This window comes from Burkholderia seminalis (genome assembly GCF_001718535.1).
GTDB classification, from domain to species: Bacteria; Pseudomonadota; Gammaproteobacteria; order Burkholderiales; family Burkholderiaceae; genus Burkholderia; species Burkholderia seminalis.
Genome location: NZ_CP013398.1, coordinates 1,013,931 through 1,037,880, shown reverse-complemented (window position 1 = coordinate 1,037,880; position 23,950 = coordinate 1,013,931). Strand labels below are relative to the sequence as shown.

Below are 23,950 nucleotides of genomic sequence, written 5' to 3'. Positions count from 1 at the left end.
CGCCTCTTGATGTGGCCCTGACCGGCCGCATCACAGTGAAGTGAAAGCGGGCAGTCCGCCGGATCGAGGGTTTCGCGAAACAGCAGCAGCAAGCTGAAAAAAAGTTCGCAAAACCTATTGCCAAGATCTCGGATTTGACCATATAATTTCATTTCTCTGCTGCCGGTGTAGCTCAGTTGGTAGAGCAGCGCATTCGTAATGCGAAGGTCGTAGGTTCGACTCCTATCTCCGGCACCAAGACATAAAGGCCTGACAAGCATCGCTTGTCAGGCCTTTTCTCTTTTCCGGCGCCGAAATCGTGCGCCCATCCGGTATCCGTATCCGCCCCGCTTGCGGGCATCCCCCGACTCACGCACCGCGTGCCGCCGATTACAATCGCCGGACCACTCCGCCCTCTTCCCCGCCTCATGCGCACCTGGCGTCTCGAGCGACCGACTCTCAACGCGCAGCTGGATATCTCCCGCGCGACGCGTCTCGTCGCCGCGATCGGCGGCCACGAGGCGAACGCGTTCGCAGCCGAAGTCCTGAAGCTGTTCGACGCTGCGCTGTCGATCACGCAATGCACGATCTTCGCGTACGAATTCGGCAATCGCCCGCGCACGATGTCGGTTGCCGATCATCGCGGCGGCCGCTACCTGCGCGACGTCGCCGACACCTACGCACGGCACTTCTACGCACTCGACGGCAACCAGCCGATCGTATCGGCCGCCCATCGCGGCACGCACCGCCACGACCTGCTGCTGCATCAGCAAGCGGGCGACGAGATCGCTCACGAAGCGTATCGCGCGGCATGCTATCGCGGCCCCGACGTATCCGACCGGCTGGCGCTGCTGGTGCAGCCCGACGATGCGACGTGGCTGTCGATCAACCTGTACCGCGCCCATCGCAGCGGCGCGTTCCAGCCGCGCGAGATCGCGGCGATCGAAACGCTCGCGCCGCTGATCGCGCAGGCGGCGAAGCATCACTACGCACTCGCCGGCGCGACGCAGGTCGGCATCCCGCAACGGATGCTCGCGCGATTGCGCCATGCGTGCCCCGAACTGTCCAAGCGCGAACTCGACGTGCTGCGCGGCATGCTCGAAGGCCAGACCGCGCGCGAGATCGGCGAGACGATCGGCGTGAAGGCATCGAGCGTCGTCACCTATCAGAAGCGCGCGTATCGGCGCCTCGGCATTTCGAGCCAGCGCGAACTGTTTGCGCTGTGCATGCAGCCCTGACCCGTTTCGGTTCGCGACGAACGTAGCGCGGCCACGCCTGCCGGGCCCGCCGTACCCGAAATGGGGACAACGGCGACACGCCCGGCTTCCATACTGCATCGACCCGTTGCCCATCGCATCGCCGATGCGCGCACGTCGAGTCAGACCATCGTGGAAGCCAACGATGACCATCGCGTTCAAACCCTATCCGTTCGTCGCCGCGCGCCATTCCGCGCATCTGCCGGACTGCGTCGACGGCATCGATACGCACCGGCATCGCGTCGCGATCGTCGGCGGCGGCCCCGTGGGCCTCGCCGTCGCGCTCGGCCTCGCGAATCACGGCATTCGCAGCGTGTTGATCGAAGCCGACGATTCGGTCTGTCACGGCAGCCGCGCGATCTGCATTTCGCGCCGCAGCCTCGAGATCATCGAACGGCTCGGCGCGCTCGACGATTTCCTGCGCACCGGGCTGCCATGGACCGGCGGACGCAGTTTCCATCGCGACGACGAAGTGCTGCACTTCACGATGCCGCAGGACGAGAACCAGAAGCTGCCGCCGATGGTGAACCTCGCGCAGTATCACATCGAGCAGTTCCTGCTGGACGCCGCGCGACGCCGCGCCGATTTCATCGAGATCCGCTGGCAGACGAAGGTCACCGGCGTCACGCGACAACCGGACGGCGTACGCCTGGACGTCGACACGCCGCTCGGCGGCTACGCGCTCGACGCCGACTGGGTCGTCGCATGCGACGGCGGACGCAGCACGATGCGCGACGCGCTCGGTCTGTCGCTCCGCGGCACGCGCTACGAGGGCCGCTATGTGATCGTCGACATCGCGCTCGACAGCAACCGGCCGACCGAGCGCCTCGCGTACTTCGATCCGTCGTCGAACCCGGGCTCGACGGTGCTCGTCCACAAGCAGCCCGACAACGTGTGGCGGATCGACTACCAGTTGCGCGACGACGAGGATGCCGACGCGGCCGTGAAGCCCGAGCACGTGATCCCCCGCGTGCAGAACCTGCTCGACATGATGGGCGAGCGCGGCCCATGGTCGCCGATCTGGATCACGATCTACAAGGCGAACGCACTGACGCTCGAACGCTACCGGCACGACCGCGTGCTGTTCTGCGGCGACGCCGCGCACCTCGTGCCGATCTTCGGCGTGCGCGGCGCGAATTCGGGCATCGACGATGCCGACAACCTCGCGTGGAAACTCGCGTACGTGCTGCGCGGCATCGCGTCGGACGCACTGCTCGACAGCTACTCGGACGAACGCGTGTTCGCGACGCACGAGAACCTGCGTTACGGCACGAAGAGCACCGAGTTCATGGCGCCGCCGTCGTTTGCCTTCGAACTGATGCGCAAGGCCGTGCTGACGCTCGCGCGCCGGCATCCGGCACTGCGTTCGCTGATCAACCCGCGCCAGACATCGGCTATCGCGTATGCGAAGTCGCCGCTGAATGCCACCGAGCGCGACACGTTCGCGGCCGGCCCGGCGCCCGGCACGGTACTCGTCGAATGTCCGCTGACGCTGTACGCGCCACTCGGCGGCGGCACGCGCAGCGGCCACCTGACCGATCTCGTCGCGCCGCGCTTCACCGCGTTCTGCTTCACGCGCGATGGCGTGCCCGATCCGTCGCTCGCCGATCTCGAGCGGCGCGTGCAGGATGCGCACGTGCCGTTCACGCTCGTCACGCTCGCACGCCAGGCGGGGCCGCGACACCCGGCCTGCGCCGGCCATGACGACGACGGCCGGCTGTTCGACCTGTACGGCGCACGCGACGGCACCGTCTATCTCGTGCGACCGGACGGGCACGTACTCGGCCGCTGGCACGACGCGCGCGCCGACGATCTCGCCGCCGCGCTCGAACGCGCGCTCCACCCGCCCACGTCAACCGAGACCGACCTTCAGGAGACCGCATGATCACGGATATCGAACGCGACACGCTCTACACCGACCTGTGCCGCACGATGACGCGGATCGGTGAAACCGACGCACCGCTTTTTCTCGCCCGCTTCGCACTCCTGTCGATTGAGACGATAGCCGATCCCGCGATCGTCGCACGACTGATCGCCGATGCTGGCGAAGGGCTGCCCGATGCAAACGTTCCGGTGGCGGCACGCGGACAGCGGGACGCCTGACCGGCCAGGTCCGTCCCCACCCATTTCTTACATATTCATTTCATGATGCATCGCAGCCAGACGAATTCCGCTGGAAAATCCGCTTAAGGGTGCATAACATTACTTAACGATCCTGACCCGTCTATCGCGTTACATTGCGTGGGCGGCGCGGCGGGTCGCATGCCGCTTTCATCCAGCTTGCGGCACACGACAGCCGTTGCCCGGTCATTTCGACTCAACCCAAGGAGAGGACCACCATGACTCATGGCTTGATTATGTGGCTCATCATCGGCGCGATCGCCGGCTGGCTTGCCGGGCTGCTCGTGAAAGGCGGCGGCTTCGGACTGATCGTCGACATCATCGTCGGGATCGTCGGCGCGGTGATCGGCGGCTGGCTCGCCGGAGTACTCGGCATCAGCGTCGGCAGCGGCTTCATCGGCTCGGTGATCGTCGCGGTCGTCGGTGCGGTGATCCTGCTGTTCGTGATCCGGCTATTCAAACGAGCGGCCTGACGCTTCTCTCCACGCGCCTTCGGGCGCGTTTTCGCATCAGGCCGGCGCGCGGCCCGTTTGCCGCGCGCCGCCCGTTCGATCACCGCTTCGCGTGCTGCAACTCGCCGTCGAGCACGTCGGTCGTCAACACCCCGCTGCGCGCTTCGCGTGCACGATCGCGCCCGATCCACACGGTGCGCGGCATGTCCCCCGCCATCCCGCATCCAGTGCCGCGCGCAAACGCTCGGGCACCGGTTCCGCGTGCGCATATCGCGCGAGCGCTTACGCGAGCGCCGCACCGTTGTCGTCGTACGCATCCATCACGACCATCGCGAGCTACCCGTCCGGATGAAGGCGCTGTCACGCGACCCGATGCGCGAATGGAACACGTCGCACCCGCCGGAGACAACGCCGCGAACGACTTCACAGCGACCATTTCAGTTCTCCGTAGAAGGTACGGCCCGGATACGGATGGAACACGTAGTAGCGGCGATCCGTCAGGTTGTCGATGCCGAGCGATGCGGTCCAGTGACGATCGAGGCGATAGCGCGCCTTCAGGTCGACGACCGTAAACGAGCTCGTGCCGCCGTACACGTCCGGATTCACATCGCTGTTGTCGAGCGTGTTGAACTGGCGGCCCGAGTAGCGCACGCCGACGCTCGCGAGCCAGTGCTCGTCGAAGCGATAGGACGCCAGCAGGTTCGCGCGCATGCGCGGAATGCGCGGGAAGCGCGAGCCGACGTAGGCAGGATTCGCGGCATCGGCGAGGATCTGCGCATTGCTGGCCGATACGTTCGCGTCGATCGCGAGCCCCCTCAGCCCGACGTTTTCGCCGCTGAACGCGAGCTCGATGCCGCGTACGCGCACGCGGTCGACGTTCGAGACGTTGGTGACGGTCGTCGCGCCCGACACGGTCGTCTGGCTGTAGATCGAATCGCGCAGGTCGCTCTGGAACACGCTCGCGCGCACGACGCCGACACCGACGTCGCGCTCGGCCGTGAAGTCCCAGTCGATCGCCTTTTCCGGCCGCAGGTTCGGGTTGTTGTTGACGATCGCATTGTTCGAGATCGTGCCCTGGAACAGCTCGCCGACGGTCGGGAACCGCGTGCCGGTCGCGAACGACAGCCGGAAGCGCCACACGTCCGTCGCGTCCCATTGCAGCGCAACCTTCGGCGACAGCGCGTTCGCGCCGCGATCCGCATAACCGAGCGTGCCGCCCGCGTTGCCGAGCGCGCCGCCGTAAGCATCCCAGCGCTCGTAGCGCAACCCGAGCGTCGCGAGCCAGCCCGGCGCGAAGCGCCACGCATCCTGCCCGAACAGCGCCTGCGTGCGCGTGTCGCCGCGATAGACGCTCGCGAGCGACGTGGTCGGCCCGGCCAGCCAGTCGGCCGTGTTGTACGTGACGTTGCGCAGGAAGTAGTTGTCGTAGTGGTAACCGAACGTGAACGTGTGGCCCTTCACTGCCGGCGCCTCGGCCTTCAGGTCGAGCGTGCGCCAGCCGGTGCCGTCGCCCTGGAACAGCGTGCCCGCCCCGCCCTGCACGGTCGAGGCCGCGCGCAGCACGTCGCGCGACACGTCGTACGCGGACACGACGCCCGACAGCCGCCAGCCCGAATCGAGCCGGCCGTTCAGGCCCAGCGCGTACAGCCAGTTCTCCTGGTCGCCGCGTTGCGGCGCGAACGCGTTCGGCGCGACGGTCATGTTCCGCCCGCCGATCGACACGTTGCCGCCGTAGACCGGGTTGCCGGCCGCGTCGCGCAGGAAGGTTTCGCCGTGCTGCCGGTAATGGTTCTCCCAATGCCCGAGCGTGAGCGTCGCATCGACGCGGTCGGTTAACGCGTAGCCCATCCGGACCGTCTCGTTGAGCTGCTCGGTCCGCTCGATCGTCTGCGCGCCGACGATCGTCCGCGGCTTGCCGTTCGGCCCGATGTCGGTCGCGGCACCCGTGACGGGTACGGCGACGCCCAGCTTCGGGGTGTAGGCCGAATTGGGACTCGCATACTGCATCGGCTGACCGTTGTTCTCGAGCCGGTCGAGCGACAGCGCGAACCAGAACCGGCCGACGCGGTCGGCGATCCGCGCGGTCTGATGATTGCCGCCGAAGCTGTCCGCGAATCCGTAGCCGTCGTGATAGCGCTGCGTGAAGAATTGCGTCGACAGCGATGCCTCGAGCTTGTCCGGGCGCCGCGTCGTGAGCAGCACCGTCGAGCCGATCGCGTTGCCGGGATACAGCGCGGAAAAGGGGCCGTAGAGCACGTCGACGCGTGCGATGTCGTCAGGCGGAATCAGCGACCAGCGCGGCGGGTACGCATAACTCGACCCGAGCAGGTTCGAAAGCAGCACGCCGTCCGCGTACACGAGCCCGCGTGCGCTCTGCAGTTCGTTGAAGTCGCGGCCCGCGAACACGCTGTTGCGGTCGCCGATATAGCGCTTGCGGACCATCAGGTTCGGCGCGTACTTCAGCGCGTCCTCGGTGGTGACGTTGGTATGCGACTCGATCTGCTCGCGCGTGATCGACGTGACGACGGCCGGCGTATCCGGATCGACCGGCTGCCGCTGGGCGGTCACGTTGACGGCGGTCAGCGTGTCGCCGGCCGGTGCCGGCGGCACGGCGGCGCTGGCCGGGCGCTCGACGCCACCGGGGGAAGAATCGGCGGGCGCATCGACCGGCGATGCGGCGTGCGCGGCGGGCCACGCAAAAGCGGCCGCGCATGCGAGCGCGAGCCGGCCGCGCGGCAACCGCGCGACGTGGGTAAACGACATGAAGTGAATTCCTGAAAACGTGATCGGGCACCGCCGGGCACACGCGCGCGCCGCGCACGCACGACGCGGCGCGCGGACCGGGCCGCGGACGGCACGCGCGCCGCCGGGGCGCGCACGACATCAATCAGATCGGGACGTTTTCAGGCGGGGCCCGCGGCTGCGCGAGACGAATGCGCTTGCGGGGAAAATCGGGAACGGCCGGCGCGGCCACGCGATACGCGAACGTCCGCACGAAGCCCGGCATGTCGGGCAGGCGCGTGCCGAGCGCGAGATTCGCCGCGAAGCCCGGGCAGTACACGCAGTGCGGCACGCCGGCATGGTCGAACGACGACGTGTCGCGGTCGTCGCCCGCTTGGGCGAGTACGACCTGGCGCGCGCCCGCTGCACTGCACAACTCGAGCGTGAGCGCGCCCGAACCGCTCGACGCAAGACGCGCGTAGCCGACGACGGGCGACAGTACGTTCAGTACCAGCGCCAGCCATACGAGGCCGATCCATCGCGTCGTTCGTCTCATCGCGGTCCAGGAAAAAGTGCGCGCAAGTATAACAAGCGACCCGATTGTTGCTGAATGCGCAGGAGGCAATAGCGGCCATCACACCTCGCGCCGCAGCGCATGTGCCGTTAATACAACAGAGACAAAATCTAACGATTCGCCACTGGCATAAATCCAAGCACGAGGTTGATAATCATCGAACCTGCTGGAGAAATGACCATGGACGAAAGACCCACTCGCATGCCACCGCCCGAGCAAGTGATGAGCCCGGATCCGGAACCCGTCGGCGTGGAATTCCTCGCCGAATTGCCCGAGCACGTGCGGGCATTCTTCGACGAGCAGCACAAGCTGTACTCGCCGAAGTGAACGCCTGTCCGGTTCTGTAACCGCCACGTGTCGATCATCGCTATCGTGCGGTTCATCACTGCGCATCGCGCGCCATTCGCCTCGCACCCGGGCCGCAACAGCCAGACGGTGCCGGATCAGCTCGCCTGCTGATTCTTCTGTCGCGTCGCTACGCCGCGCGACTGTCTTCGTCTATCCTTCTGGTTTTCCACCTCCGGTCCGCCCGGCTCCTCCGATCATTCCGATGAAGCAAGCCATTCGTGCCAGCGTCGCTGTCGCCGCGCTCGGTGTCGCCCTCTTTTCGTCGCCTCACATTGCCCGCGCCGACGGCGACGACACCGCGCTCACCAACCTCGTCGCACTCGCGTCGCAACGCCTCGCGCTCGCCGAACCGGTCGCGCGGTGGAAGTGGGCGAATCAGAAGGCGATCGAGGACCCGCCGCGCGAAGCAGCCCTGCTTGCGTCGGTCGAAAAGCGCGCGACGCAAGCCGGCGTCGATCCGGCATTCGCACGGACGTTCTTCGAGGACCAGATCACCGCGAGCAAGGACGTGCAGAACGCACTGTTCGCGACCTGGCGCACGACGCGGCCGCCCGAGGGCACACCGCCCGACCTCGCGACCAGCACGCGCCCGGCGCTCGACCAGCTGACGCAGAAAATGCTCGCGGGCCTCGCGCAGGTCGCGCCGCTGCGCAATGCGCCTGATTGCCAGGCACGCCTCGCGCGCAGCATCACGAACTGGAAAACGCTGACGCGCTACGATTCGAAGCAGACACAGGCACTCGACACCGCGCTGTCGCACGTCTGCTCGGCCGGCGGCGCCAGCGCGATCGGCTGACGCGGCCGGCGCCGCGCGCCCCCCTCAACCTGCCGGCGTGAGCGCGGCGAGCGGAATCAGTTGCAGCCCGCGCGCGAGATGCGTCTGCAGCAGGCGATGGGTAAAGGGTTCGAACGTGCCGTCCGCCGCCTCGGCGGCGAGCCGCGCGGCCGCATCGAGCGATTCGGCCGTGCCGAGGTAGCGCCAGCCGTCGATCACATGCAACAGGCGGCGCTCGCCGTTCGCCTCGAACGCAACGGCGCCGTCGAACGGCCAGTGCGCATTGCCGCCACGCACGCCATCGGCCGCGGGGCGCCGGTTGTACGACGGCCGCAGTTGGGCGATCCATTGCGCTTCCGCCAGCATCGCGCCCAGTTCGTTGCCGGTCTCGCGCCATTCGACGCGCCGCACCTGCTGGGCCAGCCGCATCTCCTTCGACGAACGGCGCTCGCCGGTCAGCAGCGCGCGCAGCCGCTGCCGCACCCTCACGCTTCGGCCCACATACAGCGGCGCGTCGCCCTCCCCGAACAACGCATAGGCGCCGCAGCCGGCAGGCGCGGTGTCGAGCCACGCCTCGGTCAGATCGCCGCCCAGGCGGAAGTGGCGCGTCGTGCGCGCGATCTGGTCGCGCAACCGCTCGAGCGGCACGATGTCGTGCAACTGGCGCCAGAACTGCCACAGCAGATCGGCATCCGCCAGCGCGCGGTGGCGCGCAGCCGGAACGAGACCGTGCCGCTCGATCAACGCGTCGAGCCCGTGCCGCGATTCGCGCGGGAACAGCGCGCGCGACAGCCGGACCGTACACAGCACATCGGGATTGAACGCCAAGCCGGCGCGCTCGAATTCGGCGCGCAGGAAACCGCGATCGAAACTCGCGTTGTGCGCGACGAACAGCTTGCCGTCGAGCCGCTCGAACAGCGCCGGCGCGAGCGACGCGAACGACGGCGCGTCGCGCACCATCGCATCCGAAATGCCCGTCAGTTGCTGGATGAACGGCGGAATCGCCTGCTCGGGATTGACGAGGCTCGTCCACGTCGACACGCCAAGCGGACCGATTTCGACCACGCCGATTTCGGTGATGCGGTGCTCGGCGGGCGAGCCGCCGGTGGTTTCGAGGTCGACGAAGACGAGCGGTTGTTCGCTGGCGGGATCGGACGGACGAGAATCAGACATGAAAAGACAGGAAAACGATGCTTCCGTGAGTATGCACCGGCAAGCATGGCCACGGCCAGCGCGGACCGAAGCGATTCGTCCCCGGAAAACAAAAAGCCCCCGCGATGCGGGGGCCGGACGTGATCGGCAATGCGTGGCGCGTCAGACCGCCTGGATATTCGCTGCCTGCTTGCCTTTCGGCCCGACTTTGACGTCGAACGAAACACGCTGGTTTTCCTTCAGCGTCTTGAAGCCGTCCATCCGGATTTCGGAAAAGTGCGCAAACAAATCTTCACCACCATTGTCCGACGTAATAAAACCAAAACCTTTAGCATCGTTAAACCATTTCACGATACCGGTATCCATGTCTTCGTTCCCCACTCGATTAGATCAAAAAAGCTATTTTTATAGCCGTTTCCCGAAATCCCGAAACATTGCGCCAGCACCTGCACCAGCACGCCGCCCGAGGACGGAGTGCTGACTTTATAAATTGGACAATCCGGGCGCGTCAAGAAGATTTTTGACGTTAGTTTTATCGAAAAAGCGCTAATACCACTGGAATCGGTACACCACCGCCTTTGATTAATTGATTCGCATCAAAAACCTGTCAATATTACCGGGAACGGATCGACGATAATCCCGACGATGAAATTCCTACCGGGGACAAATCAGCTCGGTAAATCCCTCGGGTTTTTTCCGGGTTGCGAAAATCCGGGGACGTTGAGATGCTGACACCACGCCGACAGGAAGGAGAGGGTCATGTGGCTGGACGGAATCAAGCGCTTCGCGAGCCGGCTCGGACGCGTACGCCGCAAGTCCCGCGCCCTGGCCGAGTCCGCGCGCGAAGCGCCGTGCGACACCGAATTCGATACGACCTGGCACGGCGACCACTGGCAGAACCTGCTCGCCTCGCCACTGGATGCCCGTCACTACGTGATGGAAGACTGGACCTATACACCGCCGCCGACCGATGCCGAGGAAGCCGCGCCTGCGCCCAAGCGCAAGCGGCGCTCGTACGCGCAGTAGCGCACGGACCGGCGGGGCAAAAAAAAGCGCGACTGGGAAGTCGCGCCGACAAAGGTTTGGAGATCTTTTCCGTCAACGAAAAAGTCTGCTTCGGAAAGCAGAGATCGCAGTATAGCGAGAGAACAACCTTTCATTAGCCATGCTCCACACAAACCTCTATTGCCGATGTGTCAATAATCGCGCTACGGCCTCCCTCGCCGGCCGCTGACCGGGTGTCGCGATCGCGCAACGCCCGTTACGGAGTCCTGAACGCCATTTTTCTTCGCTGCACCGCCGCAAACCCTTGATGTGCAACCGTTTACGCGCATCCCACGATCTTTGCGGATTCCAAAATACATTATTGCTTAAAGCGTCACCCTCCCCCGCTTCACGCACTCCGTACACTGCAGATGGCTTTCTGACAAGCGCACCGCCGCTCTGCCGGTCACAGCGTCACGCACATCAGCCCGGTCCGGCAGCAGGTTCGATCGACATCATCCTGTTTGGAGACAGATCCATGAAAAAAATCCTGATCGTCACCGCGTTGTCGGGTGTATTCGTTACCGCCGCACACGCACAAAGCAGCGTGACGCTATACGGCCTGATCGACGCAGGCATCACCTATACGAACAATCAGGGCGGTCACAGCGCCTGGCAGGAAACGAGCGGCTCGGTCAACGGCAGCCGGTGGGGCTTGCGCGGCACCGAGGATCTCGGCGGCGGCCTGAAGGCGATCTTCACACTGGAAAACGGTTTCGGCATCAACAACGGCGCGCTGAAGCAGAACGGACGCGAGTTCGGCCGGCAAGCGTTCGTCGGCCTCGCGAACGACAGCTACGGTTCGCTGACACTGGGCCGGCAATACGACAGCGTCGTCGACTACCTTGGGCCGCTGTCGCTGACCGGCACGCAATATGGCGGCACGCAGTTCGCGCACCCGTTCGACAACGACAACCTGAACAATTCGTTCCGGATCAACAATTCGGTCAAGTACCAGAGCGCGAACTACGGCGGCCTCAAGTTCGGCGCGTTGTACGGGTTCTCGAACTCGACGGCGTTCGCGAACAATCGCGCGTATAGCGGCGGCGTGTCGTACAGCTACCTGGGGTTCAACTTCGCCGCGGCCTACTTGCAGCTGAACAGCGACGTGAACGCGCTCGCGCAGGCCGCATCCGATCCGGGCGCGGTGACCGGCGACTGGACCTTCGCGTCGCGCGTGCAGCGCACCTGGGGGGCCGGCCTGAATTACGGCTTCGGCCCCGCCACGGTCGGCTTCGTGTTCACGCAGACGCGCCTGACCGGCATTCGCGCGATCAGCGCGGGGCAATCCGGCGTGTCCGGCGGCATCACGGGCCTCGGCGGCACCGCGCGCTTCAGCAACTATGAAGTCAACGGCCGTTACGCGTTGACGCCGGCCCTGTCGCTCGCCGGCTCGTACACGTACACGCAGGGCCGCCTGGCCGGCGACAAGCCGACCTGGCACCAGTTCAACCTGCAGGCCGACTATGCGCTGTCGAAGCGCACCGACGTCTATCTGCAGGGTGAGTTCCAGAAGGTCAACAACGACGGCCTCGACCTCGGTGCCAACATCAACGGGCTCGGCGCCGCCTCCTCGACCAACAAGCAGATCGCGGTCACGGCCGGCATGCGCCACCGCTTCTGAGCGAAACCCGCCCGCAAGCCGGATGACGAAGCGCCCCGCCGGGGCGCTTTTTCGTTGCCGCGCCGTGCGCGCGGGCCGTGGCTCAGGCGGTGCCCTGCGCCGGATAGCGGACGTCGAGTATGTCGATCGGCTGCGGGCCGGCCGGCGTCATCAGCGTGACGGTATCGCCGATCTTCGCCTTGATCAGCGCACGTGCGACCGGCGAGATCCAGCTGACGCAGCCATGGTCGAGATCGACCTCGTCGATCCCGACGATCGTGATCGTGTGATCCACGCCATCCGGCGTCTCGTAATCGACCGTTGCGCCGAAGAACACCTGGTCGACATTCTCCTGCCGGCTCGCGTCGACGACTTCGGCGAGGTCGAGCCGCTTCGTCAGGAAGCGAATGCGGCGATCGATCTCGCGCAGCCGCCGCTTGCCGTAGATGTAGTCGCCGTTCTCCGACCGGTCGCCGTTCGACGCGGCCCACGACACGAGCCGCACGACCTCGGGGCGCTCGACGTCGATCAGGTTCAGCAGCTCGTCCCTCAGCCGCTTGTGGCCGGCCGGCGTGATGTAGTTCTTCGCCCCCGCCGGAATCGCGGGTTGAGCCTGGTCGAGATCGTCGTCGTCACCGTCCGACTCTTTGACAAACGCCTTGTTCATGATGCGGGTTCAACGTGGATGACTGATGCTCCAAGGGTACACGAAGGGCCGCCGCGAAGGCCATGCCGCCTAATTCGCGAATAAGGCTTCCCTTTTTATACAACCCTGCTATAATTTCGCTTCTGCGTGCGGCTGTAGCTCAGTTGGATAGAGTACTTGGCTACGAACCAAGGGGTCGTGGGTTCGAATCCTGCCAGCCGCGCCACTTTTTCGAGGGCCTTCCCAACCGAAGGCCCTTTCAGTTCGAAGCAGTAGAAGTTTTGTTTTGCGTGCGGCTGTAGCTCAGTTGGATAGAGTACTTGGCTACGAACCAAGGGGTCGTGGGTTCGAATCCTGCCAGCCGCGCCACTTTTTTGGGGGCCTTCCCATCGCAGAAGGTTCCGACAGTTGAAGCAGTACCGTTTTGCGTGCGGCTGTAGCTCAGTTGGATAGAGTACTTGGCTACGAACCAAGGGGTCGTGGGTTCGAATCCTGCCAGCCGCGCCACCTTAAAAGGGCTTTCCTTCGGGAAAGCCCTTTTTTCTTTTCCGCCGCCCCTCTTCCCTCGCGCGCGTTGCCGCAGGTTCATACCGCTGCCGACATGAAAACGGCGGCCATTGGCCGCCGTCCGTCGATCGATCGCCCGCACACCGAGCGCGTCAGTAATCCTGCCGCTCCCGCTCGATGCGCATGCCGCCGTCGTGGCGCGCATGCGCTCCGTCGTCGGTCGAACGCTCGCGCATGATCCGCATCACGTCCGGATTGGTGCGCACGCGCCGCATCACGTTCGCGAGGTGCACACGGTCGCTGACCTGGATCACGAAGCGCAGCACCGTCGATTCGTGCGTCAGATCCTCGTCCATCGCGATGTGCACGATGTTCGCGTCGGCCGACGTGATGTCCGCCGCAACACGCGCGAAGATGCCCTTCGTGTTCTTCACGAGCGCCTTCACCGCGACATCGAACAGGCGGCCCGGCTGCGGCGCCCATTCGACATCGATCCAGCGGCCCGGATCGCGGCGATGGATACGCTGCGCGACACGGCAATCTGTCGTATGAATCGCCATCCCCAGGCCGATGCCGATGTAACCCATGATCGCGTCGCCCGGAATCGGCCGGCAGCAGGCCGACAACTGCACCGACATCCCTTCGGTGCCGGTGATCACGACCGGCGGCGCATGGTGCGCGGCATGCCGCTCGGACTTCGGCAGATCGTCGTCCGCGTCGCGGCCGCTCATCAGCACCTCGATGCGCTTGGCCATCACCGCGGCGACGCGGCGGCCCAGGCCGATATCCGCGAAAATTTCCTGACGGCTCTTGTTGCCCGTCCACTGCACGAGCTTCTCCCACACTTCCGGCGCGACGTCGGCCAGCGCAAGACCATAACCCTTCAGGCTCTGGTCGACGAGCCGCTCGCCCAGCTGGACGGACTCGTTCAGGCGCATCGTCTTCAGGTAGTGGCGAATCGCCGAACGCGCCTTGCCGGTACGCACGAAACCGAGCCACGCGGGATTCGGCTTCGAATACGGCGCGGTGATCACCTCGACGATGTCGCCGCTCTTCAGCTCGGTGCGCAGCGGCAGCAGCTCGTTGTTGATCTTCACGGCCACGCACTGGTTGCCGAGATCGCTGTGGATCGAATACGCGAAATCGAGTGCCGTCGCGCCGCGCGGCAGCGCCATGATCTTCGACTTCGGCGTGAACACGTAGACCGCGTCGGGGAACAGGTCGATCTTCACGTGCTCGAGGAATTCGCTCGAATCGCCGGCTTCGCTCTGGATGTCGAGCAGCGACTTCAGCCACTGGTGCGCGCGCTTCTGCACGTCGCTGAGATCGGCGCTGCCGTTCTTGTACAGCCAGTGCGCGGCGACCCCGGCCTCGGCGATCTCGTGCATCTTGCGCGTGCGCACCTGAAACTCGATCGGCGCGCCGAACGGGCCGACGAGCGTCGTGTGCAGCGACTGATAGCCGTTGATCTTCGGGATCGCGATGTAGTCCTTGAACTTGCCGGGCACGGGCTTGTACAGCGCATGCAATGCGCCGATGCACGTGTAGCAGTCGAGCGGACTGTCGACGACCACGCGGAAACCGTACACGTCGAGCACCTGCGAGAACGACAGCTGCTTGTCGCGCATCTTGCGGTAGACGCTGTAGATGGTTTTCTCGCGGCCGGTGATCTCGGCGTCGATCTTCGCGTCGGCCATCGCGCGCTGCGCGGCCTCGAGGATCTTGCTGATCACTTCGCGGCGGTTGCCGCGCGCGGCCTTCACGGCCTTCTCGAGCGTCGCGTAGCGATGCGGGTTGAAGTTCGCGAAGCTCATGTCCTGCAGCTCGCGATACGTGTTGTTCAACCCGAGCCGATGGGCAATCGGCGCGTAGATGTCGAGCGTTTCGCGCGCGACGCGGCGGCGCTTTTCCATCGGCACCGCGCCGAGCGTGCGCATGTTGTGCAGGCGATCGGCGAGCTTGACGAGAATGACGCGCACGTCGCGCGCCATCGCGAGCAGCATCTTGCGGAAGTTTTCCGCCTGCGCTTCCTCGCGGCTGCGGAATTCCATCTTGTCGAGCTTCGACAGGCCGTCGACCAGCTCGGCGACCTTCGGACCGAACCGCTCGGCCAGCTCGTTCTTGGTCACGCCCTGGTCTTCCATCACGTCGTGCAGCAGCGCGGCCATCACGGCCTGCGCGTCGAGCTTCCAGCCGGCGCAGATTTCCGCGACGGCGACGGGATGGGTGATGTAGGGCTCGCCGCTCTGGCGATATTGACCGAGGTGGGCTTCGTCGCTGAAGTGGAACGCCGCCTTGACCTCTTTGATTTCGTCCGGGGCGAGATACTCGGCCAGCACGGTGGTCAGTTTCGCGATCGAAACGACACCGTGCTTGCGCGGCTGCTCCGGAGTGGCGGTCGGCCCGAACAGATGCCGGAAGGACTGTTCGAGGACCGCGTCGATGTACTGGCGCGCAGGCGACTGGGCCGTGGCTTCGGTGGTCGAATCCGCGGAGGCGGACGATGGGGTGGTGCTCATATTCGCCTCCAGGTCGAGTCGTTGCGCGCGTGGATTACATGGCTGGAACGGGCCGGATGCGCGTTACACCGGCACCTTCTTCAGCATCTCGACGCCGACCTGGCCGGCAGCGATTTCGCGCAGCGCGACGACGGTCGGCTTGTCGCGGCTTTCGATCTTCGGCGTATGGCCTTGCGCGAGCTGCCGCGCGCGGTAGGTGGCGGCGAGCGCCAGTTCGAAGCGGTTCGGGATTTGCTTCAGGCAGTCTTCGACGGTAATGCGAGCCATGTTGGTAATTCCTTCTGAATATAGTCCTTATTCTACCTTATGTCCCTCGTCCCCCGCGTCATTCCGCGTGGGGCAGATGGATGCCGAGCTCGATGAACAGCTCCGTGTGTCGCGCGTACTGCGAAGCAAAGCGCAGGCGCGTCGCGGCGACGATGCATTCGAGCTCCGCGAGCGCACGCTCGAAATTCTCGTTGATCACCACGTATTCCGCTTCCGACGCGTGCGCGATCTCGCTGCCGGCAGCCAGCAGGCGCCGCGTGATCACGTTCGGTTCGTCCTGGCCGCGCTTCTTCAGCCGCTCCTCGAGCGCATCGAGCGACGGCGGCAGGATGAAGATGCCGACCGCGTTGCGGAACTGCTTCTTCACCTGCAACGCGCCCTGCCAGTCGATCTCGAGCAGCACGTCGTGGCCGCTCTTCATCTGCTCTTCGATCCAGACGCGCGACGTGCCGTAATAGTTGCCGTGCACTTCCGCGCTCTCGAGGAATTCATGCGCCGCGTGACGCGCGCGGAAATCCTCGACGGTCGTGAAGTGGTAATGCTGGCCGTCCTGTTCGTTCGGGCGCGGCTTGCGCGTCGTGTACGAGATCGACAGGCAGATGTCGCGGTCCTTCGACAGCAGCGCATTCACGAGCGTCGACTTGCCGGCGCCCGACGGCGCAATGACCATGAACAGGTTGCCGGGGTAGACACCCGCGTGAAGCGTATGCGTGTCGTGAGTGGGGTGGATCATGTTGCGTTACTCCAGGTTTTGCACTTGCTCGCGCATCTGCTCGATCAACAGCTTGAGCGCCATCGACGCGTCGGCCAGTTCCTTCGCCGCCGCCTTCGAGCCGAGCGTGTTCGCTTCGCGATTCAGTTCCTGCATCATGAAGTCGAGGCGCTTGCCGACACGGCCGCCCTTCTCGATCACATGACGCGTTTCGTTCAGGTGCGCGGTAAGCCGCGACAGCTCTTCCGCGATGTCGATCCGGATCCCGTACATCGTCACTTCCTGACGGATGCGTTCCGCGGCTTCCTCGCGCGTGACGATCGTCGCGCCGCCTTCGGGCGCCGCGAGGCCGAGCGCTTCCTGCAGGCGCTCGACGATCTTCTGCTGATGCTTGGCGATCAGCTCCGGCACGAGCGGCGTGATGCGCGCGACGATCGCTTCCATCTCGGTGACGTTCGACAGCAGCATCGTCGCCAGTTGCGCGCCTTCGCGCGAACGCACGACGACGAGCTCGCCGATCGCTTCCTTGCCGCACGCGAGCACCGCGTCGCGGATCGCTTCCGCCGACACGCCGCTTTCGGCGAGCACGCCCGGCCAGCGCAGGATCTCGCCCGCGCGCAGGCGGCCGACGCCCGGGAACGAATCGAGCACCGCACGCTCGAGATCGGCAAGCTGGCCGAGCGCCGACTGGTTCAGCGCGCCCGCGCCGATGCTCTGTTCGCCGCGCTGCAGGTTGATGCGCACGTCGACCTTGCCGCGCGACAGCTTGTTCATCAGCATTTCGCGCAGCGCGGGCTCGCACGCGCGCACGTCGTCCGGCATCCGGAAATTGAGGTCGAGGAAGCGCGAGTTCACGGTGCGCAGTTCGACCGACACGCTGGTGCCGCCGTTGCCGGTGGCCGTCGCGAGTTCGCGCGTCGCGCTCGCGTAGCCCGTCATGCTGTAGATCATGGTTCGTCTCGCCGTCTGGGTGCCCTCGCGGGCGGGGATGTGTCGAGGCGCCCGGCGCATCGGAAAACGCGGGGCGGGAAGCGCGCATTATCCCATTTTTGCGGACCACCCCGCCGGGCAAGCCCGCCGTTCGGCGCTAAAATCGGGGTTTCCTCTCCTTCCGCGATTTCCCCATGACGTCTTCCGTTTCCCGCCCGAGCGGCCGCCGCGCCGACGCACTGCGCAAGGTCGCCCTCACGCGCCACTACACGAAACACGCCGAAGGCTCGGTGCTGGTCGAATTCGGCGACACCAAGGTGCTCTGCACCGCGAGCGTCTCCGAACGCGTGCCCGAGTTCCTGCGCGAGCGCGGGCAAGGCTGGCTGACCGCCGAATACGGGATGCTGCCGCGCGCGACGCACACGCGCAGCGACCGTGAAGCCGCGCGCGGCAAGCAGACCGGCCGCACGCAGGAAATTCAGCGCCTGATCGGCCGCGCGCTGCGCGCGGTGTTCGATCTCGAGGCGCTCGGCCCGCGCACGATCCACATCGACTGCGACGTGATCCAGGCCGACGGCGGCACGCGCACCGCGAGCATCACCGGCGCCTTCGTCGCCGCGCACGATGCCGTGTCGACGCTGATCGCGGCCGGCAAGCTCGCGCGCTCGCCGATCACCGACCACGTCGCCGCGATCTCGGTCGGCGTATACGAAGGCGCGCCGGTGCTCGACCTGGACTACGCGGAAGATTCGCAGTGCGACACCGACATGAACGTCGTGATGACGGGTGCCGGCGGTTTCGTCGAAGTCCAGGGCACGGCCGAGGGCGTGCCGTTCTCGCGCGCCGAGATGAATGCGCTGCTCGACCTCGCGCAGGGCGGCATCGCCGAGCTCGTGCAGCTGCAGAAGGATGTCCTGGGCGCCGGCCATGCCTGACGATCGCACCCTCGCGCCGCTGTCGCGCATCGTCCTCGCGTCGAACAACCCGGGCAAGCTGCGCGAATTCACCGCGCTGTTCGCGACGGTCGGCATCGAGATCGTCCCGCAGGGCGATCTCGCCGTGCCCGAAGCGGAAGAGCCGTTCGGCACGTTCATCGAGAATGCGCTGACGAAGGCGCGTCACGCGTCGCGGCTCACCGGGCTGCCGGCGATCGCCGACGATTCGGGCCTGTGCGTGCGCGTGCTGCGCGGTGCGCCGGGCGTCTATTCGGCACGTTACGCGCAGCGTGCGGGCCGCGACAAGGGCGACGCGGCGAACAACGCGTATCTCGTCGAGCAGCTGCGCGGGGTCGACGACCGGCGCGCATACTATTGCTGCGTGCTCGCGCTCGTGCGCCACGCGAACGATCCCGAGCCGCTGTTCGCCGAAGGGCGCTGGGCCGGCGAGATCGTCGATACGCCGCGCGGCGAGCACGGATTCGGCTACGACCCGTATTTCTACCTGCCGGCGCTCGGCGCGACGGCCGCGGAACTCGATCCGGCCGTGAAGAACACGCACAGCCATCGCGCGCTGGCGCTGAAGGCGCTGCTGGCGCGGCTCGCGGAGGAAGCATGAGCATGCCCGTTACCCGTTCGCCGCAGGGGGTTGCATGAGCCAGGCCGCGCAAACCGGCGCGCGCGTCGTCGCGACCTTCACGTCGCCCGGCCAGGTGCGGCTCACGTCGCTGCCGCCGCTCGCGCTGTACGTGCATTTCCCGTGGTGCGTGCGCAAGTGCCCGTATTGCGATTTCAACTCGCACGAATGGAAAGGCGAACGATTCCCGGAAACCGAGTACCTCGATGCACTGCGTGCCGATCTCGAGCAGGCACTGCCGCTCGTGTGGGGGCGGCAGGTGCATACCGTGTTCATCGGCGGCGGCACGCCGAGCCTGCTGTCGGCGGCCGGCCTCGACCGGATGCTGTCCGACGTGCGCGCGCTGCTGCCGCTCGACGCCGATGCCGAGATCACGCTCGAGGCGAATCCGGGCACGTTCGAAGCCGCGAAGTTCGCGCAGTTCCGCGCGAGCGGCGTGAACCGCCTGTCGGTCGGCATCCAGAGCTTCAACGAAACGCACCTGAAGGCGCTCGGCCGGATTCACGATACCGCGCAGGCGCGCGCGGCCGTCGAGATCGCCGCGAAGAACTTCGACAACTTCAACCTCGACCTGATGTTCGCGCTGCCGAACCAGACGCTCGACGAATGCCGCACCGACATCGAGACCGCGCTGTCGTTCGCGCCGCCGCATCTGTCGCTGTATCACCTGACGCTCGAGCCGAACACGCTGTTCGCGAAGTTCCCGCCCGTCGTCCCCGACGACGACGCGTCGGCCGACATGCAGGAGTGGATCCACGCACGCACGGCCGAGGCCGGCTACGGACGCTATGAGGTGTCCGCGTATGCGAAGCCGAATCATCAGTGCAAGCACAACCTGAACTACTGGCGCTTCGGCGACTACCTCGGGATCGGCGCGGGCGCGCACACGAAGCTGTCGTTCCCGAACCGGATCCTGCGGCAGGCGCGCTACAAGCATCCGGCGACCTTCATCGAGCAGGCGAAGGCCGGCACGGCCGTGCAGGAAGAGCGCGAAGTCGGCGCCCGCGACCTGCCGTTCGAGTTCATGCTGAACACGCTGCGGCTCGTCGAGGGTTTCCCCGTGCACAGTTTCGCGGAGCGCACGGGCCTGCCGATGAGCACGATCGAGCCGGCGCTGCAGGAAGCGGAGCGACGCGGGCTGATCGCGCGCGATTTCGCGCAGATCGCGCCGACACCGCTCGGCCAGCGTTTTCTCAACGACCTGCAGGAATTGTTCCTGCGTGACGATTGACGGGATGAACGCGGCGGCATTTCGGTTACAATGCCGCCTCGTGTGGAAGCGTGGCCGAGCGGTTTAAGGCACCGGTCTTGAAAACCGGCGACGGGAAACTGTCCGTGAGTTCGAATCTCACCGCTTCCGCCAGGAAGTTCGCCCAACCCCGTCCATTCATCGAATGACGGGGTTTTTGTTTGGCGGTTTGCCCGTGCGTGCGTGCTCCTCACGTTCCGACGCGTCGCGCCGGATGCCGTTACAATCCCGCGCTCCGATTCGCGAAACGGGAAACCCACTTCATGAAGCCCCTCATCGTCTCGTCGCTCGTCGCCATGCTGGCCGCCGTCAGCACGCATGCGGCCGCCGACACCGCGTCCGGCAGCGGCGCGCAGACATCGTGCGCGATCGCAACCGTCAGCGGCGTCGGCGGTTCGCCGCGCGGCCTGAGCGAATACCTCGCGAGCCCGGCACCGTACAACTACCTGAAGGACAACGATCTTCAGTGCAAGGTGTCGGACGACGGACGCACGTCCAATTGCACCGGCGTCACCTACCTGCGCAACGAACAAGTCAGCGTGTACGACGATTCCGATCCGGCGACGCTCACCGTCGTCGCGCGCGTGGAACTCGACCACGGCCAGAAATACCCGGTGATCATCGTCGTGCAGCGCAAGGATGCGCGCTGCAAGCCATGACGCAGCCTCGCACGCGCCGCTTCCAATCGGGACGGAACGTGCCCGAATGCCGCGCCGGAAGCCTCCCGGCCCGCCCCGCGATCACCTAGAATTCGTTCAACACGGCGACACGACCGCCGCCGCGTACTCGATGCCGCACGCGCCACCCCTGCGCGCGGCACACGGAGATCGCCATGACCGAACTGTCGAGCGCGACGCAACCCGTCGATTACGAAGGCTTCGAGATCCATGTCGTGCCGGCCGCCGCGCCCGGCAGCGACACGCGCCATACCTACACCGGCTACGTGTGCCATCCGGGCGCGAACCCCGCGCTGCCCGGCCATGCCGTGGCGTTTCACGCGGATGGCGAGGAAAGCTTCGCGACCGTCGACGAGGCCGTCCATGAAGCCGTGCACATCGGCAAGAGCATCATCGACGGCACGCACCCCGACCTGTCGGTACTGTCGCTCGTCACGCACGGCTTCTGAACCCGGTGAAAGGCCTCGCGGGCGATCGCGCGGCCGGCTGGCCGCGGTGCGCACCGGCGGGCCGTCATGCCCGGACGGACGATCGCGGCGTGCCGTGCCTTTCAACCTTGCGCCACGCACGCAGCCGCCACGCGTCGCGTTACATCGCGATGCGCGATGCGACCGCCCGGCCGTCATCATCGGCGAACGCAGTGTCCGGCCTCGCGCGCTATGCGTTTCTCCCCATATCGTCTCGCGCCGGGACGCCTATCATTTTTTTATAGTCCCTTCCGGCCGTCACCTCATGCGCCCCCCTCTCCGTCCGCGCGTCGCCCGGCTGCGTGTTGCCGCGCTGGCCGTCGCCGCCCTGCTTGCCGCGTGCACGATCACGCCACCTTCGTCGCTACACTCGGTGCTGACGATTCCGTCGATCGTCCGCAGCGGCAACCTCGACCAGTATCGCGTCGAAGTCGCGCACCGCGTCGCCGAGCGCAATCCGTCCGGCATGCTGCGCGGCACGCCGCAGGCGATGCTCCGATCGCTCGTCGTCGTGTCCTTCACCGTCGACGGCAGTGGCCGTCTCGTCAACGCGTCCGTCTATCGCAGCAACGGCGACAGCGAGGCCGAAGCGCTCGCCCTCGCATCGCTGCGCCGCTCGACGCCGCTGCCGGCGCCGCCGTCGCGGCTGCTCGACGGCAACGGCCGGCTCGAACTGATGGAAGGCTGGCTCTTCAACGACGACGGCCACTTCCAGCTGCAAAGCACGGCGTCCGCGCAGGCGCAATCGATCGACTGACGCGCCGCCGCCGCGCGATTGCCGGCCTGCGGCGGCGCTGGCTATAATTTTCCGCACCCGCGCGGCCATCACGCCGCGCGCGCGTTCGCGCGCTCCACCCGGCACGCGAGCCGACCACGCCGGCACCGGGCGGCGGCGACCTACCCGTCTCCATCGTCGACCGGCGGGTGACGTCCGCGTCACGGCGCGCGTCCACGCCGCCCTCGCGTCATCCGCAGCACCCGCATCATCCGCTCGGCCGCACCCGGCAGGCGCCCGCCTGTCCGGCCGCCCCCCCGGCCGACCGCCCCAACGACAAAACGGAGACATCCATGTCCGCATCCCCCCCGACCGTTGCTCACGCAACCGGTTCGGCCGGCGCCGTCAGCCACCGGCGCATCGTGTTCGCGAGCTTCATCGGCACCGCGATCGAGTTCTACGATTTCTATGTGTACGCAACGGCCGCCGCGCTCGTCATCGGCCCCGTATTCTTCCCGCATGGTTCCGCGACCGCACAGGCGCTGTCCGCGTTCGTCACGTTCGGCATCGCGTTCATTGCCCGCCCGATCGGCTCGTTCCTGTTCGGGCACTTCGGCGACCGCATCGGCCGCAAGTCGACGCTCGTCGCGTCGTTGCTCGTGATGGGCGTGTCGACCACCGCGATCGGCTTCGTGCCCGGCTACGACGCGATCGGCACGCTCGCGCCGGTGCTGCTGTGCGTGCTGCGCTTCGGCCAGGGCATCGGCCTCGGCGGCGAATGGGGCGGCGCGGCGCTGCTCGCGACCGAGCACGCGCCGCGGGGCAAGCGCGGCTGGTTCGGGATGTTCCCGCAACTCGGGCCGTCGGTCGGCTTCCTGATGTCGAACGGCCTGTTCTTCGCGCTCGCGCTGTCGCTGTCCGACGAACAGTTCCGCAGCTGGGGCTGGCGCATTCCGTTCCTCGTCAGCGCGGTGCTCGTCGCGCTCGGCCTGTACGTGCGGCTGAAGATCACCGAGACGCCCGCGTTCCAGGCCGCGCTCGAGCGCAACGAACGCGTGCGCGTGCCGGTCGCGACGCTCGTCACGCAACACTGGCAGCCGACGCTGCTCGGCGCGCTCGCGATGGTTGTCTGCTATACGCTGTTCTATATCTCGACGGTGTTCTCGCTGTCGTACGGCGTGACGGCGTTGCATATTCCGCGCCAGAGCTTCCTTGGGCTGCTGTGCCTTGCCGTCGTGTTCATGGGGCTCGCGACGCCGCTGTCCGCCTGGGCGTCGGACCGCTTTGGCCGCAAGCCGGTGCTGATCGCCGGTGCGATCGCCGCGCTGCTGTCGGGTTTCGCGATGGAGCCGCTGCTCGGCAGCGGCTCGATGCCGCTCGTCGCGCTGTTCCTGACGATCGAACTGTTCCTGATGGGCGTGACGTTCGCACCGATGGGCGCGCTGCTGCCGGAGCTGTTCCCGACCAACGTCCGCTATACGGGCGCGGGCGTGGCATACAACCTCGGCGGGATCCTCGGCGCGTCGATCGCGCCATATATCGCGCAGCTGCTGGCGGCGCGCGGCGGGCTGTCGTGGGTCGGCGGCTACGTGTCGATCGCGGCGGCGATCAGCCTGATCGGCGTGCTGCTGATGCGCGAAACGCGCGACGCATCGCTCGTCTGA

General features: G+C 66.1%; 24 protein-coding genes, 5 tRNA genes and 1 pseudogene. 20 read left to right on the top strand and 10 right to left on the bottom strand.

Annotated features, from left to right (window positions below):
• The first annotated feature begins 161 nt into the window (after positions 1 to 161).
• From WJ12_RS04685 to WJ12_RS04665, 5 genes are all read left to right on the top strand, one after another.
• A tRNA-Thr gene (locus WJ12_RS04685) sits at positions 162 to 237 on the top strand.
• A 170-nt stretch (positions 238 to 407) separates the two neighbouring features.
• Positions 408 to 1,217, top strand: coding sequence for a helix-turn-helix transcriptional regulator (locus tag WJ12_RS04680; protein ID WP_049036565.1), 810 nt, complete (start codon positions 408 to 410; stop codon positions 1,215 to 1,217).
• A 163-nt stretch (positions 1,218 to 1,380) separates the two neighbouring features.
• On the top strand, positions 1,381 to 3,120 hold the full coding sequence (locus WJ12_RS04675) for an FAD-dependent oxidoreductase (protein ID WP_059557138.1): 1,740 nt from the start codon (positions 1,381 to 1,383) through the stop codon (positions 3,118 to 3,120).
• Entirely contained in the window at positions 3,117 to 3,338 is a 222-nt protein-coding gene (locus WJ12_RS04670; RefSeq protein WP_034187395.1) for a hypothetical protein, read from the top strand. Before WJ12_RS04675 ends, WJ12_RS04670 begins: the two co-directional genes overlap by 4 nt.
• A 236-nt stretch (positions 3,339 to 3,574) precedes the next feature.
• Positions 3,575 to 3,829: a GlsB/YeaQ/YmgE family stress response membrane protein gene (locus WJ12_RS04665; protein ID WP_034187394.1), complete on the top strand. Its 255-nt coding sequence runs from the start codon at positions 3,575 to 3,577 to the stop codon at positions 3,827 to 3,829.
• A 79-nt stretch (positions 3,830 to 3,908) separates the two neighbouring features.
• Here WJ12_RS04665 and WJ12_RS04660 read toward each other — a convergent pair.
• The 3 genes and pseudogenes from WJ12_RS04660 to WJ12_RS04650 all read right to left on the bottom strand — a co-directional run.
• Positions 3,909 to 4,168: pseudogene (locus tag WJ12_RS04660) on the bottom strand (TlpA family protein disulfide reductase); the annotation flags it as partial.
• A 63-nt stretch (positions 4,169 to 4,231) separates the two neighbouring features.
• Positions 4,232 to 6,571, bottom strand: a complete 2,340-nt coding sequence (locus WJ12_RS04655; protein WP_059557139.1) for a TonB-dependent receptor — start codon at positions 6,569 to 6,571, stop codon at positions 4,232 to 4,234.
• Positions 6,572 to 6,695: 124 nt separating this feature from the next.
• On the bottom strand, positions 6,696 to 7,085 hold the full coding sequence (locus WJ12_RS04650) for a DUF2946 domain-containing protein (protein ID WP_034187392.1): 390 nt from the start codon (positions 7,083 to 7,085) through the stop codon (positions 6,696 to 6,698).
• A gap of 240 nt (positions 7,086 to 7,325) precedes the next feature.
• Between WJ12_RS04650 and WJ12_RS36315 the strand changes: the two genes are divergently transcribed.
• Both WJ12_RS36315 and WJ12_RS04645 read left to right on the top strand, forming a co-directional pair.
• Entirely contained in the window at positions 7,326 to 7,430 is a 105-nt protein-coding gene (locus WJ12_RS36315; protein WP_162484450.1) for a chorismate mutase, read from the top strand.
• 223 nt (positions 7,431 to 7,653) lie between these two features.
• Positions 7,654 to 8,247, top strand: coding sequence for a chorismate mutase (locus WJ12_RS04645; protein ID WP_034187391.1), 594 nt, complete (start codon positions 7,654 to 7,656; stop codon positions 8,245 to 8,247).
• Between the two features lie 24 nt (positions 8,248 to 8,271).
• Here WJ12_RS04645 and WJ12_RS04640 read toward each other — a convergent pair whose 3' ends face one another.
• Both WJ12_RS04640 and WJ12_RS04635 read right to left on the bottom strand, forming a co-directional pair.
• Positions 8,272 to 9,399, bottom strand: a complete 1,128-nt coding sequence (locus WJ12_RS04640; RefSeq protein WP_034187390.1) for an exonuclease domain-containing protein — start codon at positions 9,397 to 9,399, stop codon at positions 8,272 to 8,274.
• A 141-nt stretch (positions 9,400 to 9,540) separates the two neighbouring features.
• Entirely contained in the window at positions 9,541 to 9,744 is a 204-nt protein-coding gene (locus WJ12_RS04635) for a cold-shock protein (RefSeq protein ID WP_006476615.1), read from the bottom strand.
• Positions 9,745 to 10,137: 393 nt separating this feature from the next.
• Between WJ12_RS04635 and WJ12_RS04630 the strand changes: the two genes are divergently transcribed.
• Positions 10,138 to 10,404 carry a hypothetical protein gene (locus tag WJ12_RS04630; RefSeq protein ID WP_034187389.1) on the top strand — a complete coding sequence of 89 codons (267 nt, stop codon included), beginning with the start codon at positions 10,138 to 10,140 and terminating at the stop codon, positions 10,402 to 10,404.
• 496 nt (positions 10,405 to 10,900) lie between these two features.
• On the top strand, positions 10,901 to 12,046 hold the full coding sequence (locus tag WJ12_RS04625) for a porin (RefSeq protein ID WP_059557140.1): 1,146 nt from the start codon (positions 10,901 to 10,903) through the stop codon (positions 12,044 to 12,046).
• A gap of 82 nt (positions 12,047 to 12,128) precedes the next feature.
• Here WJ12_RS04625 and greB read toward each other — a convergent pair whose 3' ends face one another.
• Positions 12,129 to 12,692 carry a transcription elongation factor GreB gene (greB, locus tag WJ12_RS04620; protein WP_034187387.1) on the bottom strand — a complete coding sequence of 188 codons (564 nt, stop codon included), beginning with the start codon at positions 12,690 to 12,692 and terminating at the stop codon, positions 12,129 to 12,131.
• Positions 12,693 to 12,820: 128 nt separating this feature from the next.
• Here greB and WJ12_RS04615 point away from each other — a divergent pair.
• From WJ12_RS04615 to WJ12_RS04605, 3 genes are all read left to right on the top strand, one after another.
• Positions 12,821 to 12,897 (top strand) — tRNA-Arg (locus tag WJ12_RS04615).
• 66 nt (positions 12,898 to 12,963) lie between these two features.
• Positions 12,964 to 13,040 (top strand) — tRNA-Arg (locus WJ12_RS04610).
• Between the two features lie 61 nt (positions 13,041 to 13,101).
• A tRNA-Arg gene (locus tag WJ12_RS04605) sits at positions 13,102 to 13,178 on the top strand.
• Positions 13,179 to 13,330: 152 nt separating this feature from the next.
• On the opposite strand, the gene WJ12_RS04600 is transcribed toward WJ12_RS04605, so the two are convergent.
• The 4 genes from WJ12_RS04600 to WJ12_RS04585 all read right to left on the bottom strand — a co-directional run bounded on the left by WJ12_RS04600 (position 13,331) and on the right by WJ12_RS04585 (position 17,627).
• On the bottom strand, positions 13,331 to 15,697 hold the full coding sequence (locus tag WJ12_RS04600) for a RelA/SpoT family protein (RefSeq protein ID WP_049032098.1): 2,367 nt from the start codon (positions 15,695 to 15,697) through the stop codon (positions 13,331 to 13,333).
• A gap of 63 nt (positions 15,698 to 15,760) precedes the next feature.
• A complete protein-coding gene (gene rpoZ, locus WJ12_RS04595; RefSeq protein ID WP_006025620.1) occupies positions 15,761 to 15,964 on the bottom strand; it encodes a DNA-directed RNA polymerase subunit omega in 204 nt (67 codons plus the stop codon).
• A gap of 58 nt (positions 15,965 to 16,022) precedes the next feature.
• Positions 16,023 to 16,697 (bottom strand): guanylate kinase, encoded by a 675-nt coding sequence (gene gmk, locus WJ12_RS04590; RefSeq protein WP_034187385.1) that lies wholly within the window; start codon positions 16,695 to 16,697, stop codon positions 16,023 to 16,025.
• 6 nt (positions 16,698 to 16,703) lie between these two features.
• Positions 16,704 to 17,627 (bottom strand): YicC/YloC family endoribonuclease, encoded by a 924-nt coding sequence (locus WJ12_RS04585; RefSeq protein ID WP_034187384.1) that lies wholly within the window; start codon positions 17,625 to 17,627, stop codon positions 16,704 to 16,706.
• A 173-nt stretch (positions 17,628 to 17,800) separates the two neighbouring features.
• On the opposite strand from WJ12_RS04585, the gene rph reads away from it, so the two are divergent.
• The 8 genes from rph to WJ12_RS04545 all read left to right on the top strand — a co-directional run bounded on the left by rph (position 17,801) and on the right by WJ12_RS04545 (position 23,950).
• On the top strand, positions 17,801 to 18,541 hold the full coding sequence (rph, locus tag WJ12_RS04580) for a ribonuclease PH (RefSeq protein WP_034187383.1): 741 nt from the start codon (positions 17,801 to 17,803) through the stop codon (positions 18,539 to 18,541).
• Positions 18,516 to 19,160, top strand: a complete 645-nt coding sequence (rdgB, locus tag WJ12_RS04575; RefSeq protein WP_197423864.1) for an RdgB/HAM1 family non-canonical purine NTP pyrophosphatase — start codon at positions 18,516 to 18,518, stop codon at positions 19,158 to 19,160. Before rph ends, rdgB begins: the two co-directional genes overlap by 26 nt.
• 34 nt (positions 19,161 to 19,194) lie before the next feature.
• Entirely contained in the window at positions 19,195 to 20,409 is a 1,215-nt protein-coding gene (hemW, locus tag WJ12_RS04570; RefSeq protein ID WP_034187382.1) for a radical SAM family heme chaperone HemW, read from the top strand.
• 44 nt (positions 20,410 to 20,453) lie between these two features.
• Positions 20,454 to 20,541, top strand: a tRNA-Ser gene (locus tag WJ12_RS04565).
• A 149-nt stretch (positions 20,542 to 20,690) separates the two neighbouring features.
• Positions 20,691 to 21,086 carry a hypothetical protein gene (locus tag WJ12_RS04560; protein WP_059557141.1) on the top strand — a complete coding sequence of 132 codons (396 nt, stop codon included), beginning with the start codon at positions 20,691 to 20,693 and terminating at the stop codon, positions 21,084 to 21,086.
• A gap of 173 nt (positions 21,087 to 21,259) precedes the next feature.
• Positions 21,260 to 21,553: a hypothetical protein gene (locus WJ12_RS04555; RefSeq protein WP_034187362.1), complete on the top strand. Its 294-nt coding sequence runs from the start codon at positions 21,260 to 21,262 to the stop codon at positions 21,551 to 21,553.
• A 283-nt stretch (positions 21,554 to 21,836) separates the two neighbouring features.
• The gene (locus tag WJ12_RS04550) at positions 21,837 to 22,328 is read left to right on the top strand and encodes an energy transducer TonB family protein (protein ID WP_049034931.1); all 492 of its coding nucleotides are present in this window, start codon (positions 21,837 to 21,839) and stop codon (positions 22,326 to 22,328) included.
• Between the two features lie 311 nt (positions 22,329 to 22,639).
• Entirely contained in the window at positions 22,640 to 23,950 is a 1,311-nt protein-coding gene (locus WJ12_RS04545) for an MFS transporter (protein ID WP_059557142.1), read from the top strand.

Bases quoted from the DNA above. Each gene is read 5' to 3' on its own strand.
- WJ12_RS04680 (WP_049036565.1), top strand. From the start codon at position 408: ATGCGCACCTGGCGTCTCGAGCGACCGACTCTCAACGCGCAGCTGGAT.
- WJ12_RS04675 (WP_059557138.1), top strand. From the start codon at position 1,381: ATGACCATCGCGTTCAAACCCTATCCGTTCGTCGCCGCGCGCCATTCC.
- WJ12_RS04670 (WP_034187395.1), top strand. From the start codon at position 3,117: ATGATCACGGATATCGAACGCGACACGCTCTACACCGACCTGTGCCGC.
- WJ12_RS04665 (WP_034187394.1), top strand. From the start codon at position 3,575: ATGACTCATGGCTTGATTATGTGGCTCATCATCGGCGCGATCGCCGGC.
- WJ12_RS04655 (WP_059557139.1), bottom strand. From the start codon at position 6,571: ATGTCGTTTACCCACGTCGCGCGGTTGCCGCGCGGCCGGCTCGCGCTC.
- WJ12_RS04650 (WP_034187392.1), bottom strand. From the start codon at position 7,085: ATGAGACGAACGACGCGATGGATCGGCCTCGTATGGCTGGCGCTGGTA.
- WJ12_RS36315 (WP_162484450.1), top strand. From the start codon at position 7,326: ATGAGCCCGGATCCGGAACCCGTCGGCGTGGAATTCCTCGCCGAATTG.
- WJ12_RS04645 (WP_034187391.1), top strand. From the start codon at position 7,654: ATGAAGCAAGCCATTCGTGCCAGCGTCGCTGTCGCCGCGCTCGGTGTC.
- WJ12_RS04640 (WP_034187390.1), bottom strand. From the start codon at position 9,399: ATGTCTGATTCTCGTCCGTCCGATCCCGCCAGCGAACAACCGCTCGTC.
- WJ12_RS04635 (WP_006476615.1), bottom strand. From the start codon at position 9,744: ATGGATACCGGTATCGTGAAATGGTTTAACGATGCTAAAGGTTTTGGT.
- WJ12_RS04630 (WP_034187389.1), top strand. From the start codon at position 10,138: ATGTGGCTGGACGGAATCAAGCGCTTCGCGAGCCGGCTCGGACGCGTA.
- WJ12_RS04625 (WP_059557140.1), top strand. From the start codon at position 10,901: ATGAAAAAAATCCTGATCGTCACCGCGTTGTCGGGTGTATTCGTTACC.
- greB (WP_034187387.1), bottom strand. From the start codon at position 12,692: ATGAACAAGGCGTTTGTCAAAGAGTCGGACGGTGACGACGACGATCTC.
- WJ12_RS04600 (WP_049032098.1), bottom strand. From the start codon at position 15,697: ATGAGCACCACCCCATCGTCCGCCTCCGCGGATTCGACCACCGAAGCC.
- rpoZ (WP_006025620.1), bottom strand. From the start codon at position 15,964: ATGGCTCGCATTACCGTCGAAGACTGCCTGAAGCAAATCCCGAACCGC.
- gmk (WP_034187385.1), bottom strand. From the start codon at position 16,697: ATGATCCACCCCACTCACGACACGCATACGCTTCACGCGGGTGTCTAC.
- WJ12_RS04585 (WP_034187384.1), bottom strand. From the start codon at position 17,627: ATGATCTACAGCATGACGGGCTACGCGAGCGCGACGCGCGAACTCGCG.
- rph (WP_034187383.1), top strand. From the start codon at position 17,801: ATGACGTCTTCCGTTTCCCGCCCGAGCGGCCGCCGCGCCGACGCACTG.
- rdgB (WP_197423864.1), top strand. From the start codon at position 18,516: ATGTCCTGGGCGCCGGCCATGCCTGACGATCGCACCCTCGCGCCGCTG.
- hemW (WP_034187382.1), top strand. From the start codon at position 19,195: ATGAGCCAGGCCGCGCAAACCGGCGCGCGCGTCGTCGCGACCTTCACG.
- WJ12_RS04560 (WP_059557141.1), top strand. From the start codon at position 20,691: ATGAAGCCCCTCATCGTCTCGTCGCTCGTCGCCATGCTGGCCGCCGTC.
- WJ12_RS04555 (WP_034187362.1), top strand. From the start codon at position 21,260: ATGACCGAACTGTCGAGCGCGACGCAACCCGTCGATTACGAAGGCTTC.
- WJ12_RS04550 (WP_049034931.1), top strand. From the start codon at position 21,837: ATGCGCCCCCCTCTCCGTCCGCGCGTCGCCCGGCTGCGTGTTGCCGCG.
- WJ12_RS04545 (WP_059557142.1), top strand. From the start codon at position 22,640: ATGTCCGCATCCCCCCCGACCGTTGCTCACGCAACCGGTTCGGCCGGC.